Origin of the sequence: Nonomuraea sp. NPDC050227, assembly GCF_044459705.1 — a bacterium.
GTDB lineage: Bacteria > Actinomycetota > Actinomycetes > Streptosporangiales > Streptosporangiaceae > Nonomuraea.
Map to the genome: position 1 here is coordinate 124,434 of NZ_JBITJF010000004.1, position 14,539 is coordinate 138,972.

Consider the following 14,539-nt stretch of genomic DNA (forward strand, 5'->3'; position numbering starts at 1 on the left):
CATGGGGCTCAGGCCGGAAGGGCCGCCGTCCGCGGCACGCGCGGCAGGACGTGCTCGCCGACCCGGTACGCCTCCTCCAGATGCGGCCACCCGGACAGCACGAACTCCTCCACCCCTGCCTCCGCGTATTCGTGGAACAGCGCCGCGACCTCGTCGTACGAGCCGACCAGGGCGGTGCCGGCGCCCTCGCGCACCAGCCCGACCCCGGCCCACAGCCCCGGGTGGATCTCCAGCTCACGGGTGCCGCCGGCGTGCAGGTCCACCATGCGGCGCTGGCCGACGGAGTCGTAGCGGGCGAAGCGGCGTTGGGCCTCGGCGATGCGGCCCGGGTCCATGCCCGTGAGCAGCCGATCGGCCTCGGCCCAGGCGGCTTCGTTCGTGTCGCGGGCGATGACGTGCACGCGCAGGCCGTACCCGAGGGTGCGGCCGTGCGCGGTGCTGAGCGTGCGCAACCTGGCCACCCGCTCGGCGACCGCCTGCGGCGGCTCGCCCCACATGAGCACGACGTCGGCGTGGCGGGCGGCGACCTGCTCGGCGGCCGGTGACGCGCCGCCGAAGTAGAGCGGCGGCCTCGGGTCGAGCGGCGCGGGCAGGCCGCCGCTCTCGACCCGGTAGTGCTCGCCGTGGTGGTCGAACGGCGCGCCGTCCCAGGCGCGGCGGAGCACGTGCAGGAACTCGCCGGTCCTGGCGTAGCGGGCGTCGTGGTCGAGGAAGTCTCCGTACGCGCGCTGCTCGACGGGGTCGCCCCCGGTCACGACGTTCAGCAGCAGCCGGCCGCCGGAGATCTCCTGGAAGGACTGGGCCTGCTGGGCGAGCAGGGTGGGCAGCGCGTACCCGGTGCGGAAGGCGACCAGCAGCCGCAGCCGCTCGGTGTGCTGGGCCAGGGCCGCGCACACGATCCATGGGTCGGGGCAGCCCGCGCCGACGGGGGCGAGCGCGGCCTCGAACCCCGCCTGCTCGGCCGCCCTGGCCACCTGCGTCAGGTACGCGACGGTGGCCGGGCGGGCGGAAGGGCGGTAGGCGTCGGTGGTGGTGATGGCCGAGCGTACGTCGTGACCGTCACCGGTCGTGGGCAGGAACCAGTGGAAACGCATCAGGAAACCTCGGGGTCGGACGAAGCGGCCCGCCGGACGGCTGCGGCCACGGTCTCGCGTACGGACGGGAAGTCGGGATGGGTGCGCGGATCGGCCGCGCGCGGCAGCTCCGAGGGCTGGTCGAGCACGATCGTGCCCGGCCCGCGGCTCATCACCAGCAGGCGGGTGCCCAGGTAGACGGCCTCGTCGACGCTGTGCGTGACGAACAGGACGGTCTTGCCCGTGGCCTGCCACAGCCGTCGCAGCTCTTCCTGGAGCCGCTCCCTGGTGAGCGCGTCGAGCGCGGCGAACGGCTCGTCCATCAGCAGGATCGCGGGGTCGGGCGCGAGCGCCCGGGCGATGGCGGCGCGCTGCTGCATGCCGCCGGACAACTCGTACGGACGCCGCCCCGCCACCTCGCCCAGCCCCACGAGCGCGAGCAGTTCGTCGGCCCTGGCCGTCCTGACCCGCTTCGGCACCCCTGTCATGCGCAGCCCGAACTCGACGTTACGCCGTACGTTCAGCCAGGGGAACAGCCGCGGCTGCTGGAACACCACGCCCCGGTCGGGCCCCGGCCCCGCCACGGGCTCGCCACCCACGGTGACCGTCCCGGAGGTGGGCGCGGCGAACCCGGCGACGAGCCTGAGCAGCGTGCTCTTCCCACAGCCCGAGGGCCCGACGATCGTCACGAACTCGCCCGCGCCGACGTCGGCCCCGATCCCGCGCAGTGCCTCCACAGGCTCCGCCTTCGACCAGCGGGAGCGCGGCCGGTAGGTGAGCGAGACCCCCTCCAGCCGCACCGCCGCCGCGGTGAGCGTGTCAGCTGGTGAAGGCATCGCGCAGGTCCTTGGTGTCCAGGCCCTTCTGGAAGACCTCCAGGGCGGGCACCTCGGGCAGCTTGTTCTGGGCCTTGAGGAACTCGGCGGCGCTGCGCAGGTTCTCGGCCAGTGCGCCCGGCTTGTCCGGGGTGCCCAGGTAGGCGGAGCCGGCCTGCTCCTTGGCGTCCAGCAGGATCAGCTCGTCGATCTGCCCGGCGGCCTCGTCGGGGCTCAGGTTGAGCTGGCGTCCGACGGCCGCCGCCGCGGCCCGCTTGTCGGTGCGTACGAGCTTGACCGCCCGGTCCTGCTGCGTGAGCCAGGTGCGCAGCGCCTGGGGGTAGGAGGTGGCGAACTGGGTGCGGACGACGGCCAGGTCGGCCGTCAGCTTGCCCTTGGCGGCCAGCTCCTTGCTGGTGACCAGCACCTTGCCGCTCTTGCGCAGCTCGCCGAGCACGGGCGTCCAGACGTAGGCGGCGTCGATGTCGCCGCGCGTCCAGGCGGCCTGGATGTCCGGCGGCTCCAGGTCGACGACGGTGACGTCCGACTCGCCCAGCCCGGCCTCCTGGAGCGCGGCCAGCAGGCTGTAGTGCGAGGTCGAGGAGAACGGCGTCGCGATCTTCCGGCCCTTCAGCTCGGCCACCGAGCCCGCCTGGCGGGCCACGAGCGCCTCGTTCTCGCCGATGACGTCGAAGATCCACGGCACCTGGTACGGGATGTTCAGCGGCGCGGACAGGCCGCGGGTGACCGGGCTGCTGCCGGCCAGGCCGATGTCGATGCTGCCCGCGACCATCGCGGTGTTCACGTCGCCGCCCGAGTCGAACTTGATCCAGCTGATCTTCGTGTTCGGCAGCGCGCTCTCCAGCCAGCGCTGGTCCTTGACGATGAGGTCGCCGTTCGGGATGAGCTGGTAGCCGATGCGCAGCTCCTTGGGGCTGCCGTCGGCGGCGGGGGCGGCGCCGGTGGCGGCTCCGGTGCCGGTGGAGCAGGCCGCCAGGCACAGTGCGAGCGCCAGCGCGGGGATGAGGCGATGTTTCATGGCTGATGCCTTCGCAGGGGGTCAGGCCTTGCCGCGCCAGGGCACGAGCAGGCGCTCGGTGAGTTGGAGGAGGGTGTCGATGAGCAGGCCGGACGCGCCGATGACGAGCAGCCCCAGCACGACGACGTCGGTCTGGTTGTAACGCTGGGCGTCGCGGATCATCCCGCCGATGCCCGGCACTCCGTTGACGGTCTCGGCGGCCACGACCGTGGTGTAGGCCACCCCGACCGCGACCCGGACGCCGGTGATCACCTCGGGTAGCGCCGAGGGCAGCACGATCCGGTACGGAAGCTGCCACCGCCCGGCCCCCAGCGACCTGGCCGCGTACAGGTAGTCCTCGTGCACCCCGCGTACCGCGTCGGCGGTGGCCACGGCGACGGGCGGCAGCGCGGCCACGAACAACAACGAGACCTTGGGCGGCTCGTCGATGCCCAGCCAGATGATCAGCAGGCTGAAGTAGGCCAGCGGCGGCAGCGTCCGCACGAACGTGATGAGCGGGTTGAGCAGGGCACGCACGGTGGGCACCAGGCCGACGACCAGGCCCAGCGCGATCCCGCCGGCGATGCCGTACAGACTGCCGAGCAGGATGCGGCGCAGGCTGGCCAGCAGATGCTCCGACAGCAGGTAGCCGCCGTAGCCGCGCCGGCCGTCGTGCACGGAGGAGGTCAGGAAGAGCTGGTCCCACACCGACCCCGGGCTGGGGACGAACACCTCGGGCCACAGGTGGGAGGCCGCGACCGCCCACCAGATCGCGGCCAGCAGGACCACCCCCGCCACCCGCAGCCCGACCCCACGGGTCACCGTCTCCGCCTCTATTCCACAATAAGCGACTGGTTTAGTGGGAATTAAGGTAGACGATCCCTCGGGCGCACGCAAGAAGGACGGCGCGCCGGCCCCTTCGGGTGTTGTGCTGCGCGCCGCGAGACCGGCTTGGCGGCTCTGGGTCAGGCATGCCCGGATAAACTTCCAGTTGCTGGAAAATTCTAGTAGGAGTATATTCGCCCGCATGCAGGAAACGCGGCGGGAGCGGAAGAAGCGGGAGACCCGGCAGCGCATCGTGTCGGCGGCCATGGCCCTGTTCGAGGAACAGGGCTATGAGCAGACCACCGTGACGCAGATCGCCGCGGCGGCGGACGTCGATCCCAAGACGTTCTTCAACTACTTCCGCACCAAGGACGAAGTGCTCTTCGTCGACATGGAGCGGGACTTCGACGTGCTGGTCGGCGCCATCGCGGACCGCCGCCCCGAGGAGGGCCCCGGCGAGGTGCTGGCCAGGGCGGTCGAGCGGTACGCCGCCCACCGCCGGCCCAAGATCCCCGCCAAGGAGGCCGCGGAGCTGTCCGGCGTGACCCGGCTGGCCCTGACCACGCCGGCGCTCCAGGCCAAGGGGCTCTACCTGCTGCTCGACCTTCAGCAGCGCGTCGTCGGAGAGCTGCTGAAGGCTTTCCCCGGCCTCGACCCGATCACCGCGGCCGCGATGATCGGGGCCCTGATGGGCGCCGTCCAGCAGGCGGGCCTGGCCAGCGTCCAGCTCGGCCGGTCCCAGGAGGAGTTGTGGGAGGCCGCCCGGCACGGCGTCGAGATCGCCATGCGTGGTCTGCGCTCGGTGCCGCCGTCCACCCCGAACCCTTGACGCATCACCGCAAAAAGGAGCGACGATCATGGAGGAAAGCGTCCGGCGGCTCGCCCGCGACATGCGGCGCGCCGTACGGGAAGGTCCGGAGGCGATCACGCGGCGGCGGCGGGGTCGCCTGGCCGAGCTGGTGGCCCATGCCCGCGCCCACTCGCCCTTCTACCGCGAGCTCTACCATGACCTGCCGGAAGGGGCCGACGACCCGCAGCTGCTCCCGGTCACCGACAAGAAGACACTGATGGCCCGCTTCGACGACTGGGTCACCGACCATGAGGTGACCCGGGAGCGAGTCGAGGAGTTCGTGGCCGATCCCGACGTGGTGGGCCATCGGTTCCTGGGCCGTTACCTGGTCACCACGACCACCGGCACCAGCGGGCAGCGCGGCCTGTTCGTGCAGGACGATCGGTGCCTGGCCGTGCACACCGCCACCGGGTTGCGCACCGGCGCCGGGCTGTCGGCCCGCGACGTCCTGCGCACGCTCGCCCGCGCCGGCCGCACCGCCATCGTCACGGCGCCCGGGGGTCACTTCGCCACCCTCGCCGGGCCGGCACGGGCGGCCCTGGAACGGCCGTGGCTGGGCCGGTTGATGCGGGTCATCCCGACCGACCAGTCGATGGAGAAGATGGTCGACGAGCTCAACCGGTTCGATCCGGCCAGCGTCGCCGGTTTCGTCGGGCTGCTCACGCTGCTGGCAGGGGAACAGGAGGCCGGCCGGTTGCGCATCCGCCCGGCGCTCGTCATCCCCGGCGGCGAGACGCTGAGCCCGCAGACCCGGGAACGCCTGGCCGCCGCGTTCGGGGCGAAGGTCCGCGCCGCCTACGCCTGTGGCGAGTGCGGCTTCCTCACCGCCGGCTGCCGGGAGGGCTGGTACCACGTCAACAGTGACTGGGTCGTCCTGGAGCCGGTCGACGCCGACCACCGGCCGGTGCCGCCCGGGCGGCTTTCACACACCGTCCTGATCAGCAACCTCGCCAACCGGGTCCAGCCGATCCTGCGCTACGACCTCGGCGACAGCGTCCTGATGCGTCCTGACCCCTGCCCGTGCGGCAATCCGCTGCCGGCCGTCCAGGTGCAGGGGCGTGCGGCCGATCTGCTCACCTTTCCCACCGGGTCCGGCGAGCGCGTCGGCATCTCGCCCATGTCCTTCAGCACCGCGCTGGCCGTTCCCGGCATGGAACAGTTCCAGCTCGTCCAGACCGCGCCCACCGTCCTGCGGGTACGCCTGCGGGCCGTCGGCGGCGCCGACGCGGACCGCGTCTGGCAGGCCGCCCGCGACCGGGCCGTCCATCTGCTCGCCGAGCACAAGGCCGGTCACGTGACGATCGAGCGCGCGGAGGAGCCGCCGGAGCAGTCGGCCGGAGGGAAGTACCGCAAGATCATCCCGCTGCCGCAGCCCTGACGGGCGCCGGACTCTCCGCCGCAACGCCCGGACAGCCGCCGGCGACGGTTCACCTACACCCTGAGGAACGCGGCACTAGGGCCTCAGGAACAGCTCGACGACCGGGATCGTCACATCGGGGCGGGTGATCGGCAGCCGCAGGGTCAGGGTGTCCTCCGGCAGGCCGCGCAAGTAGTGGTGGAACGGCTCCTTCGGGTCGATCTCGACGAACGGCACCTCCGAGGCGTCGTGCAGGAACTGGGCATAGGCCACCCGGCCGCCGAGGCCGGGCAGGTGCACGTGCTGCATCGGCCACGACAGCAGGTGCAGGTAGAGCCGGTCGCCGCGTCGGGTGTAGCGGCAGTCGGGCGGGGCCTCGAACTCCGCGGGCCCCGCCCCGTGGATGGACCGGGCGTGCAGGCGCATCCACGCGCCGATCCCGCGCAGCCGTTCCAGGGCGCGCGGCTCGAACTCGCCCCGGGCGTTCGGGCCGACGTTCAGCAGCATGTTGCCGCCCTTGGACACGGTGTCGACCAGCATCTTCACCAGCAGCTCGACCGGCTTCCAGTCCTGGTTGTCGCGGTGGTGTCCCCAGCTGCCGTTGAGCGTCTGGCACGCCTCCCACGGCCGGTGGCCGGGCACGCCGCCGGGCGGCATGACCTGCTCGGGCGTGGTGAAGTCGCCGCCGCCGAGCCCGAGCCGGTTGTTGACGAGGATGCCCGGCTGCAGCTCGCGGACCATCCGCTCCAGCTCGGCCGAACGCCACTCGTCGGGGCCCTTGGCGCCGAACCCGCGCCCGGCGTAGGAGAAGTCGAACCACATGGTGTCGATGCGGCCGTAGCGGGTGAGCAGCTCGCGCACCTGGCCGTGCAGGTAGTCGGCGTACTTGGCGACGTCGCGTTCGCCGAGGTCCTCCTCCCGGCGGGGGTGGTAGAGGTCGTTGGGGAAGTCGGGGTGGTGCCAGTCGAGCAGGGAGTAGTACAGGCCGGTACGCAGGCCCCGCTCCCTGAAGGCGTCGAGCATGGGGGCGAGCAGGTCGCGTCGGGCCTTGAAATCGGTCAGCGCGGAGTCCCACAGGCAGAAGCCGTCGTGGTGCTTGCTCGTCACGACCAGGTACTTCATCCCGGCGTTGACGGCCTCGTCGGCCCAGGCGGCCGGGTCGTAGAGGTCGGGGTCGAAGTGGTCGAAGTAGCGGCGGTAGCGCTCGTCGTCCATCTTCTCGTACGACTGCACCCACTCGTGGCGGGCGGCCGCCGCGTAGATGCCCCAGTGGATGAACAGGCCGAACCGGGCCTGCGTGAACCAGCTCATGGGTGCACCATGACGGCCGACAGGCCGATCCTGCCGGTGCCGGTCCGCTGGATCCGCACGTACCGGCCCTCGGCGTCCACCGCGACCACGGACGGGCGCAGCGCCCGGCCCGGCAGCGGCACCCGCGTGGCCTGCGCGAAGTCGGGCGTGGCCGAGACCAGCAGCTCGGCGTCGGCCGTGGTCATGGAGGCGTCGTTCCAGATCTCCACCGTGCCGATCCGGTGCGGGCCGCCCAGGTCGACCTGCCACCAGGAGCCGGGCGCGGACGTCGTCCTGCTGTCGGTCACCGTGGAGCCGTCGAGGGCGTCGGCGGCCGCCGCGGCGCCCTCGGTGGCGGACTGGGTGGCGCTGCCCGTCCTGGCCAGGTCGGGTTCCAGCTGCTCGGCCGGGCCGGGGCTCGCGCCCGCCGCCGCGGCGACGGCGAGCGCCGCGTCGGGCAGCCGTTCCAGGGCGGTGTGGTTGTCCACCTGCCGCGAGCCGCGGCCGGACAGCTCCGGCGCGGTGGTGTCGGTCCAGTTGCCGGTCGCGAGGTTGTCGATGCCGTACCCGGCCCAGTTGGAGATCCACTTGTAGCCGACGCGGGTGATCACGTTGCCTTCGACCGTGATGTGGGAGCTCTGCTCGTCGAGGTAGACGCCGTTGCCGTCGCGCTCGGTGTTGCCGTACGCCGACCGGTTGAGGTAGTTGCCGGAGATCACCGTGCCGGGCTGCGGGCCCTGGGTGTAGATCGCGCCGCCGTCGTGCTGGTCCTCGGCGACCATCATGGCGTCCACGATCCTGTTGCCGGTGATCCGGTTGTCGCGCATGTCCGGGTTCTGGGCCACCGGCTGGTTCCAGCCCCACCCGACCGACACGCCCGAGTACGGCAGCTTCTCCAGCGTGTTGTGGTCCACGCGCAGCCCGGACTCGTAGCCCGCCCAGACGCCCACCGCGTCGGTGAACTCGCGGCCGGTCCAGGTGATGGTGTTGCGGGCCACCGTGTTGCGCTCGCCGCGCAGCTCGGCCGGGGGATTGGGGTCGGTGTCGCCGACGTAGACCGCGCCCGACGACAGGTCCGTGAACGTCGAGCCGGTGACCGCCGAGTCCTTGGTGCCGCCCTCCAGGATCACGCCGGCGCCGCCGAGGCGCGCGAACGCGGCGCCGTCGACGGTCACGTCCCGGCCGCCGCGCACGACGACGGCCGCGGCCGGCTTGGTGTAGAAGCGGCCGGCGTGGTCCTCGGGGCCGGTCGCGCCGGTCAGGGTGAGGCCGCCCTGCGTGCCCGCGTACCCCTCGGCGGTGTCCGGCTGCCGGTAGGCGGCGTGCTCGAAGCCCAGCCCGGCGATCCTGACCCGGCTCGCGCCCTCCAGGCGCAGCAATGTCTCGGTGGCGGGCGCGATCACGTCGTCCAGTCGCTCGTCCGGCCGGGGCAGGTAGGAGACGGTACGGGCGGTCCGGTCGAAGACGAACTCGCCCGGCTCGTCGAGCAGCTCGGCGGCGTTCTCGAAGAAGGACACCTTGGAGTACCGGGAGGAGTCGACCGTCGTCGAGTCCCACGCGGGCCCGGTGCGGCCGGTGCCGCTCGCGGAGTTCGTCCAGCACGGCTGGACGAAGGTGATCACGTCGCCGTCCACGCGGTCGATCCCGCAGCGGTAGTTCCGCCACCTGACCTTGATGACCGCCTCGGCGTTCGCCGGGTCGGCCCAGCCCGCGACCCCGCTCTTCACCGCGCCGGTCATGCCCGTCTTCGTCGCGTCGCAGGTCGCGGCCGGGCACGACCCGCCGCGTGCCCGGACCGCGCGTACGCCGCCGACGAACAGCTGCCGGGGCGAGAGGCCCTCGGGAACGGGCGCGACCTGGAGGCGTCCCTCCTGCCGCCAGCCGGTGATCGGCACGCCGCCGGACAGCACCGGACGAGCGCCGGGGGCGGCGGTCCAGGTCACCGTGTGCCCGTCGGGGCCGGAGTCGCGCCGGTCCAGGACGAGCGGCGCGGCCATCCGGTAGACGCCGCCCGCCAGGCGGACCTCGACGTCGCGGTCCATGCCGCCGGCCAGGGCCTCGCGGACCTTGTCCCGCGCGGTCTCCAGGGAGCACGGGTTGACCTGGTTGCAGGCCGCGGACCGGCCGTCCGGGGCGACGTGGAAGACCTTCGGGGCCGGGCCGGTCGCGGGGGGCGTCGCGGGGGTCAGGGAGAGGGTCAGGGCGAGGGCGATCGCGGCGTTCACATTCCCTCCAGCGGGGGGTTCTGGGTGCCGAAGAGCCAGGCGCGCAGGAATCCGTCCAGGGCGGGACGGTGGGCGGTGGCGGCGGCGTGGGTGATGAAGTCCTCGGTGGAGGCGTTGCCGTCCTTGTTGCGCTGCACCCACCGGCGCATGATCCGGTCGAACGTCTCCTCGCCGACCTCGGTGCGCAGGGCGTACAGGACGAGGGCGCCGCCGTCGTAGATGTTGTAGCCGCCGAGGCCCTTCGGCCTGCCGGGCGGGCCGTCCTTGGCGCGGACCTCGTCGAGCTTGGCGTACACGCCGCGCATCTTGTCGGCCAGCGGCTGGCCGCCGTGCTCCTGCGCCCACACGGCCGCGTAGTAGACGGCCGGGCCCTCGTTCAGCCAGGCGTCCTGCCAGGTGGCGGGGGTCACCGAGTCGCCGAACCACTGGTGGACGAGCTCGTGCACCATCGTGTTGGAGTACGTGGGCCGGTCGAACCACCCGGTGCCGAACAGCGACAGCGTCTGGTTCTCCAGCGCGTCGCTGTACCCCGGGTAGATGTGCACCCCGTACGTGGAGAACGGGAACCGGCCGAACCTGGCCTCCGCCCAGGCGATCTGGGCGCCGGTCTCGGCGGCGATCGGCGCGTACCTGGCCTCCTGGCCCTGCGGGACGACGTGCCGCAGCGGGAGCGCGTGCGGGCCGGTGCCGTAGACGTACGTGCCCTTGACCACGGCGAGGCCGATCAGCTCCGAGGCCATCGGCTCGCGCTCCTCGAACGTCCACGTGCCGCCGTCGCGGCCGGTCAGCTCGCCGTTGGCGGTGGCGACGTACCCCTCGGGGGCGGTGACGCGGAAGGTCCAGGTGGCCTTGTCCGACGGGTGGTCGTTGACGGGGAAGAACGTGTCGGCCCTGCTGGACTGCGCGGCGGCGGCGAACCCGCCGTCGGGGCCGAAGCGCCAGCCGGTCAGGCCCGCGCGCGGCGCCTTGCCGTTGCCGTGGAAGCGCACCTCGGCCTCGAACGGGACGTGCTCGCGCAGCGGCTCGGCGGGCGTGACGGTCAGCTCCTGACCGCTCTGCCCGGGGGAGAGCGCCCAGGTGGCGGGCTCGCCGTCGACGGTGACGGCGTCGATCACGTGCCCGTCGGTGTCGAGGTTGAAGGACGACAGGGCCTGGGTGGCCTTCGCGGTGAACCGTACGACGCCGGAGAAGTCGTAGGTGACCGGGGTGAAGTCGAAGGAGACGTCGTAGTGGCGCACGTCGTAGCCGCCGTTGCCGAGCGTCGGGAAGAGCGGGTCGCCGACCCCGGGCGAGCCAGGCGACGGGGGTACGGCGGCGGCGGTGCCGAGCAGCGCGGCCGCGACGAGGGCGATGACGGTCCGCTTCATGGTCAGCCCGCCTTCGGTGACTGCTTGAGTGCTTCCTCGAACTCGGCGCGTGCCTGGTCGCCGCCCTGCGCCCGCCAGTCCTTGACCAGCTTGTCCAGGTCACTCAGCGGCGCCCGCCCGGCCACGATGGAGGTCACGCGGTCGGTGCGCATGGTGTACAGCGACTCGTACTTGTTCTCGTTGGCGGGGGAGTACAACCCGACCGTCGGGTCCTCCACGCCCACGGCGATCATCTTGCCGATCGCGTCGTGCATGATCTTCACGGCCTCCTTCGAGGAGGAGTCGAACAGCGCCTGCGTCGGCGCGGCGACGAACTTCCACGGCACGGCGGTGTCCCGCCCGCCCTGCTCGGTCAGCACCGGCGCGCCCTTGGCGTCGCGCGTGTGGTCGGTGCCCTCCAGGCCGTAGTTGAACAGCGTGTACTCCTCGCTGCCGAACGGCGAGGCGAAGAAGTCGGCCACCCGCAGCAGCTCCTTGGCCCGCTGCTCGTCGCTCTTCTTCAGCATGGTGATCGAGACGACGATGTTGTTGAGGAACGCCTTGGCCTTCGGGCCGACCGGCGTGAGCGGCCGCGGATCGGCCGTCGGGTCGATCTTCTTGGACGTCTGCAGGTAGCCGGTGGGCCCGAGGTAGGCGGGCAGGCCGTCGTAGACCATCGCGGCGTGGCCGGAGTTGAACTCGTTCTTGCGCTTGAGGCCGTCGAAGCCCTCCGAGCCGGGGTAGACGACGCCCGCCTCGCGGAGCTTGCGGACGTACTCGACGGCCGCCTTGTACTCCTCGGTCTCGATGGCGTGGACGAGCCTGCCGTTCTCCAGCCGCCAGCCGTTGGGGGCGCCGAACAGCTGCGAGAAGATCGACAGGCCGTACACGCCGCCGACCATGGTGAGCACGCCCCACTGGTTGTCCTTGGGCCTGGTCACCTCCTTGAGCAGCTCGAACAGGCGGTCCATGTCGGAGATCTGCGCCAGGTCGGTGACGCCCGCCTTCGCGAACATGTCGGCTCGGTAGAAGCCGAGCCCGCCGACCATGTTGCGCGGGATGGGGATGCCGTACAGCTTGCCGCCGACGATGCCCTGCTTCCAGAACACCTGCGGGATCGCCGCCAGGTTCGGGTACTCCTTGACCGCGTCCCCGCCGAGCAGCGCCGTCAGGTCGGTGCACTGGCTGGCCGCGAACGCGGGCAGGTTGTTCACCCCCTGCGACTGGATGTAGGTGAACATGTCGGGCAACGTGCCGCCCGCGACCATCGTGTTGAACTTCGTCGGCCAGTCGTCGGACGAGACCGCCTGCACGTCGGCCGTCCCGCCGAGCCGCTTCTCCACCTCCTGCCACGCCGGGTTCTCCGCGCGGCCGGGCGGCGGCGGCAGGAACGTCTGCACCGCGATCTTCACGGTCCCGCCCGACATCGGCGGCTTGGCGACGGCCCTGAACAGCTTGTCCGGATAGGTGAAGTAGCCCTCGGGCACGCCCGTGGGGCTGCCGGGCAGGTCGGGGGTGAGCGTGCCGGCCGGCGGCGTGTACGTCGGCAGCTTGATGGTCAGCCCCTGCGCCTTGGCGGCGGGCGCGGCGGACCCGCCACCGCAGGCCGCGAGGGCGGAGGACGCGACGACACCCGCCGCCGTGGCGGCGCCGAGCCGGAGGAAACCTCGGCGCGAGACGCTTTCTCTCATGGGATCTTCCTTGGGGGGGTTGGGGGGTCAGCCTTTGACGGCGCCGGTGAGCACGCCCTTGGTGAAGTAGCGCTGCAGGAAGGGGTAGACGAGCAGGATGGGCACGATCGCCACCACGAGCACGGCCATCTGGACCGCCTGCACGGGCGCCGGCGCCTCGGCGGCCGTCACGGTCTCCATCGAACGGCCCTGCAGGACGAACGTGCGCAGGATCAGCGGGAGCGGGAACTTGTCGGAGTCGTCGAGGTAGAGCAGGGCGTTGAAGAAGGCGTTCCAGTAGCCGACGGCGTAGAACAGCGAGATCACCGCGAGCACCGCCTTCGACAGCGGCAGCACGATCCTGACGAGGATGCCGAAGTCGCCCGCGCCGTCGATGCGGGCGCTCTCCAGCAGCTCGCGCGGCAGCCCCATGAAGAACGAGCGCAGCACGACCAGGTTGAACGCGCTCACCAGGCTCGGCAGGATCAGCGCGCCGAACGAGTCGATCAGGCCGACCTGCTTGACCAGCAGGAAGTTGGCGATCAGGCCCGGGTTGAAGAGCATGGTCAGCAGGGCGACCATCAGGATCCAGCGCGAGCCGGTCACCTCGCGGCGGCTCAGCCCGTACGCCATGCCGATGGTGGCGAGCATGCTGGCGAGCGTGCCGACGGCCGTCACCAGCACGCTGACCAGCAGCGCCCGCGTCACCACCCCGCCGCTGAGGATCGTCGAGTACGCCGCCAGGCTCGGCGCGGACGGGACCAGCACGAACCCGCCCGCCCGCGCGATGTCGGACTCGGCCGACAGGCTGGTGCCGATGACACCGACGAAGGGGTAGGCCACCAGCAGGACGACCGCGGTGAGGATCGCGCCCTTGAGGATCAGGCCGGGCGTGGAGGGCCGCTCCATCCAGGCCGGCCGGCTACTTGTCGCCACCGCGGTACACCCCCTCGTGGCCGAACAGGTGGGCCACCTTGTTCGCGCCGAGCACCATCGCGGTGCCGACGATGGTCTTGACCAGGCCGACCGCGGCCGCGGGCCCCCACTGGCCGTCCTTGACGCCGTTGAAGTAGACGAACGTGTCCAGCACCTCGCCCGCCTCGGGGCCGACGTTGTCGCGCTGGAGCAGGATCTGCTCGAAGCCGACGGACAGGATGCTGCCGAGGTTGAGGATCAGCAGCAGGACGATGATCGGCGTGATGCCGGGGAGCGTGACGTGCCACAGGCGGCGCCAGCGGCCCGCGCCGTCCATGGCGGCGGCCTCGTACAGGTCCTGGTTGATGGCGAGCAGGGCGGCGAGGAAGATGATCGTCGCCCAGCCGGCGTCCTTCCAGATCACCTGCAACGTCACCAGCAGCGGGAAGACGTCGGGGTCGGTCATCATGTCGTAGCGCGGCAGGCCGGCGCTCTGCAGGAAGTTCGGCAGCGCGCCCGCGCCGCCGAGGATCTGCTGGAACACCGAGACGATGATCACCCAGCCGATGAAGTGCGGCAGGTAGACCACGCTCTGCACGAACCTGCGCACCCTGTCGCTGACCACGCTGTTGAGCAGCAGTGCGAGGGCGATCGGTGCGGGGAAGAAGAGCACGAGCTGGGTGAGGGCGATCTTGAGGGTGTTGCCGAGGGCGTTCCAGACGCCGGGGTCGCCGAAGACGGTGGCGAAGTTCCGCAGCCCCACCCAGGCGCTGTCGATGAAGCCGATGTAGGGCTGATAGTCCTTGAACGCGACCACGTAGCCGAACAGCGGCCCGTAGTGGAAGACCAGGAAATAGATCAGCCCGGGCAGCGTCAGCAGGAGCATCACCCGGTCGCGCCGGAGGCGCCGCCACAGCGAGAGCCTGCGCGGCCTCTCGCCGGACGACGACGCTGTCCCGGCACGGGGGGCGTCGAGGGTAGCGGTCATGCGCTGGGTCCTTCCAGTTGGCGAGGAAGCTAGTAAGCGCTTTCATGCTTCGTCAAGCCCCTGGCCGGAAGTCGTGCCGTTCTTGGCCCGGCTCCTTGACCTTTGCGCAGGTGAAGCCCTAGCGTGCCGCAGCAGTGCGTAGAACGCGCTTACTATTTGGAGATGGA

At 71.6% G+C, this 14,539-nt stretch carries 12 protein-coding genes; 2 read left to right on the top strand and 10 right to left on the bottom strand.

Annotated features, from left to right (window positions below):
• Positions 1 to 8 precede the first annotated feature (8 nt).
• From ACIBK9_RS17660 to ACIBK9_RS17675, 4 genes are read right to left on the bottom strand one after another with little or no spacing between them, the layout of a single operon-like run.
• Positions 9 to 1,094: an LLM class flavin-dependent oxidoreductase gene (locus tag ACIBK9_RS17660; RefSeq protein ID WP_397159222.1), complete on the bottom strand. Its 1,086-nt coding sequence runs from the start codon at positions 1,092 to 1,094 to the stop codon at positions 9 to 11.
• A complete protein-coding gene (locus tag ACIBK9_RS17665; protein WP_397159223.1) occupies positions 1,094 to 1,909 on the bottom strand; it encodes an ABC transporter ATP-binding protein in 816 nt (271 codons plus the stop codon). Before ACIBK9_RS17665 ends, ACIBK9_RS17660 begins: the two co-directional genes overlap by 1 nt.
• Positions 1,893 to 2,927, bottom strand: a complete 1,035-nt coding sequence (locus ACIBK9_RS17670) for a glycine betaine ABC transporter substrate-binding protein (protein WP_397159225.1) — start codon at positions 2,925 to 2,927, stop codon at positions 1,893 to 1,895. The genes ACIBK9_RS17665 and ACIBK9_RS17670 overlap by 17 nt, the downstream gene beginning before the upstream one ends.
• Before the next feature lie 21 nt (positions 2,928 to 2,948).
• Positions 2,949 to 3,728: an ABC transporter permease gene (locus ACIBK9_RS17675; RefSeq protein WP_397159227.1), complete on the bottom strand. Its 780-nt coding sequence runs from the start codon at positions 3,726 to 3,728 to the stop codon at positions 2,949 to 2,951.
• Between the two features lie 205 nt (positions 3,729 to 3,933).
• On the opposite strand from ACIBK9_RS17675, the gene ACIBK9_RS17680 reads away from it, so the two are divergent.
• Together ACIBK9_RS17680 and ACIBK9_RS17685 are read left to right on the top strand one after the other, a co-directional pair.
• Entirely contained in the window at positions 3,934 to 4,560 is a 627-nt protein-coding gene (locus tag ACIBK9_RS17680; protein WP_397159229.1) for a TetR/AcrR family transcriptional regulator, read from the top strand.
• Positions 4,561 to 4,588: 28 nt separating this feature from the next.
• Positions 4,589 to 5,959: a hypothetical protein gene (locus ACIBK9_RS17685; protein WP_397159231.1), complete on the top strand. Its 1,371-nt coding sequence runs from the start codon at positions 4,589 to 4,591 to the stop codon at positions 5,957 to 5,959.
• Between the two features lie 75 nt (positions 5,960 to 6,034).
• Here the strand turns inward: ACIBK9_RS17685 and ACIBK9_RS17690 are convergent, their stop codons facing one another.
• The 6 genes from ACIBK9_RS17690 to ACIBK9_RS17715 are packed head-to-tail and all read right to left on the bottom strand — an operon-like array spanning position 6,035 to position 14,372.
• Positions 6,035 to 7,249, bottom strand: coding sequence for an alpha-L-fucosidase (locus tag ACIBK9_RS17690; RefSeq protein ID WP_397159233.1), 1,215 nt, complete (start codon positions 7,247 to 7,249; stop codon positions 6,035 to 6,037).
• Entirely contained in the window at positions 7,246 to 9,453 is a 2,208-nt protein-coding gene (locus tag ACIBK9_RS17695) for a right-handed parallel beta-helix repeat-containing protein (RefSeq protein WP_397159235.1), read from the bottom strand. The genes ACIBK9_RS17690 and ACIBK9_RS17695 overlap by 4 nt, the downstream gene beginning before the upstream one ends.
• On the bottom strand, positions 9,450 to 10,820 hold the full coding sequence (locus ACIBK9_RS17700) for a M1 family metallopeptidase (RefSeq protein ID WP_387667216.1): 1,371 nt from the start codon (positions 10,818 to 10,820) through the stop codon (positions 9,450 to 9,452). The genes ACIBK9_RS17695 and ACIBK9_RS17700 overlap by 4 nt, the downstream gene beginning before the upstream one ends.
• Before the next feature lie 2 nt (positions 10,821 to 10,822).
• Positions 10,823 to 12,490, bottom strand: a complete 1,668-nt coding sequence (locus tag ACIBK9_RS17705; protein ID WP_397159238.1) for an extracellular solute-binding protein — start codon at positions 12,488 to 12,490, stop codon at positions 10,823 to 10,825.
• 27 nt (positions 12,491 to 12,517) lie between these two features.
• Entirely contained in the window at positions 12,518 to 13,405 is an 888-nt protein-coding gene (locus ACIBK9_RS17710) for a carbohydrate ABC transporter permease (RefSeq protein ID WP_357985905.1), read from the bottom strand.
• On the bottom strand, positions 13,392 to 14,372 hold the full coding sequence (locus ACIBK9_RS17715) for an ABC transporter permease (protein WP_397159240.1): 981 nt from the start codon (positions 14,370 to 14,372) through the stop codon (positions 13,392 to 13,394). The genes ACIBK9_RS17710 and ACIBK9_RS17715 overlap by 14 nt, the downstream gene beginning before the upstream one ends.
• Positions 14,373 to 14,539: the final 167 nt, after the last annotated feature.

What these genes read in the sequence shown, in the direction of transcription:
- ACIBK9_RS17660 (WP_397159222.1), bottom strand. Translation starts at nt 1,094, where the DNA reads ATGCGTTTCCACTGGTTCCTGCCCACGACCGGTGACGGTCACGACGTA.
- ACIBK9_RS17665 (WP_397159223.1), bottom strand. Translation starts at nt 1,909, where the DNA reads ATGCCTTCACCAGCTGACACGCTCACCGCGGCGGCGGTGCGGCTGGAG.
- ACIBK9_RS17670 (WP_397159225.1), bottom strand. Translation starts at nt 2,927, where the DNA reads ATGAAACATCGCCTCATCCCCGCGCTGGCGCTCGCACTGTGCCTGGCG.
- ACIBK9_RS17680 (WP_397159229.1), top strand. Translation starts at nt 3,934, where the DNA reads ATGCAGGAAACGCGGCGGGAGCGGAAGAAGCGGGAGACCCGGCAGCGC.
- ACIBK9_RS17685 (WP_397159231.1), top strand. Translation starts at nt 4,589, where the DNA reads ATGGAGGAAAGCGTCCGGCGGCTCGCCCGCGACATGCGGCGCGCCGTA.
- ACIBK9_RS17690 (WP_397159233.1), bottom strand. Translation starts at nt 7,249, where the DNA reads ATGAGCTGGTTCACGCAGGCCCGGTTCGGCCTGTTCATCCACTGGGGC.
- ACIBK9_RS17700 (WP_387667216.1), bottom strand. Translation starts at nt 10,820, where the DNA reads ATGAAGCGGACCGTCATCGCCCTCGTCGCGGCCGCGCTGCTCGGCACC.
- ACIBK9_RS17705 (WP_397159238.1), bottom strand. Translation starts at nt 12,490, where the DNA reads ATGAGAGAAAGCGTCTCGCGCCGAGGTTTCCTCCGGCTCGGCGCCGCC.
- ACIBK9_RS17715 (WP_397159240.1), bottom strand. Translation starts at nt 14,372, where the DNA reads ATGACCGCTACCCTCGACGCCCCCCGTGCCGGGACAGCGTCGTCGTCC.